The sequence below is a fragment of the Pyxidicoccus fallax genome, assembly GCF_012933655.1.
Taxonomy (GTDB): Bacteria; Myxococcota; Myxococcia; order Myxococcales; family Myxococcaceae; genus Myxococcus; species Myxococcus fallax.
This window is the reverse complement of record NZ_JABBJJ010000691.1, coordinates 1-1,572: the sequence shown is the minus strand read 5'-3', so window position 1 is coordinate 1,572 and position 1,572 is coordinate 1. Positions and strand designations below refer to the sequence as shown.

General features: G+C 74.0%; 1 protein-coding gene. It reads right to left on the bottom strand.

Features of this window, described 5'->3' with window-relative positions; genetic code table 11:
• Positions 1-305: 305 nt before the first annotated feature.
• On the bottom strand, positions 306-1,572 hold a 1,267-nt coding region (locus HG543_RS53540; protein ID WP_169352659.1), incomplete at its 5' end, for a type VI secretion system contractile sheath domain-containing protein.

Genomic DNA, 1,572 nt, shown 5'->3' with positions numbered 1-1,572 from the left:
GGGCGGGAAGGGTCGAGCCCGGCAACGTGGAATGAACGTTCCTTCCACGTGGCGTCCGGACAGGGCGGAGGGCTTGGGGCCGGAGGAGCCGGGTACCGTGGAATGAACGTTCCTTCCACCTGACGCCCCTGAAAGCGGGAGCGGCGGCCCGTCGTGCGGTGTCTCGTGGAATGAACGTTCCTTCCACGAGGCACCGGCCAGGACGGGCGGCCTCACGGGAAGTCGCGCTCGGGCCGTGGGCCCGGTGCTCTACAGCACCCGGCTCCGGGGACAGCACGGAGCCGGGCTGGAAGCGCAGGCGCTGCTCAGCCTCGCAGGGGCAGGACGAAGCCGAGCTGGAAGCGCGTGCCGGCGTGCTCCGGGCGGACGGTGGCGCTGACCTGGACGCCGCGGCCGTCGCCGGTGGAGACGAGCTCGGCGCGCACCTGGCCATTCTCCGTGGCGCCGCGGAAGAGGAAGACCTCGGCGGCCTGGGAGAAGATGGCGGAGACCTCGTCGTTGCCGGAGCCGGGCGGGAGCTGGTCCCTCACCCAGGTGGCGAAGCGGACGATGCGGCCAGTGAGCAGCTGCGCGGGCAGCGGCACCGAGTAGCCACCGCCGTACACGGTGGGCGCGGCGGCCAGCAGCACCGCGTCCGCGTTGCGCCCGCTGCCCAGGCCGAGGATGCCCCGCTCCTCCAGCCGCGACTGGGCGCGGATGGGGAGGAACAGCTCGGTGGGGATGGAGAGCCCCTTCTCACGGCCGGAGGGTACCTCCCACGTGGCCGGGGCGCGCAGGCCGCCGGGCTGGCCCATGATGCGCGCGAAGGCGCCGGTGTCGCGGAAGCTGGCGGCCATCATCGCCGCCACCGCGAGCGCGGGGCTGGTGAAGCTCGCGCGCTTCGCCACGCCGCGGCCCTCGCTGACCACCACCGCGCGGTTGATGACGGCGGACAGCCAGCGCGCGGACTCGTCCTGGCGCAGCTCGGTCCACGCCTCGGAGACGGTGTCCCGCTCCTCTTCCAGTCCGAGCGACAACTCGCCCGGGGGCAGGCCGAGGAGCGACGGAGACACGGCGGCCACCACGGGGACCTGAGCGCGCTCACCCAGTCCCGCGAGCCGGCCGAGCAGGCCGACGTCATCGGTGGCGTCCACGACGAAGACGGCATCGGGGCGGTCGAAGGGGTCGGCCGAGAGGGCTCCCTGGAGGGAGTCGAGGAGCCAGGCGCGGTCCACGTCGAGCACCTCCACGGCGAGGCCCGACGACTTCGGGGCCTGGTCCACCAGCCACTTCAGACCGCGCCACGCGGACTCGAGCTGGGCGACGGGCTCGGCGGCGAGGACGTCCTTCGCGGTGAGGAGGAGGGCCTCCTCGATGACGTCGCGGACCGCCTTGCGTGACGTGGCGGGCGACGGAGGCGCGGCGGACCCGGACGCGGGCGCGCGGGGATTGATGGCGCGCAGGAAGGCGTCGACGGCGCGGGACGCGGCGGCGGGGGAGCCCGCCTCGGCGTTGTTGAGGAGGGTCTCCACCAGTTCGTCACCGCCACTGGACGTGGCGCTGGGGGCCGGAGGGTCCGGGGGCAGCTTGGGC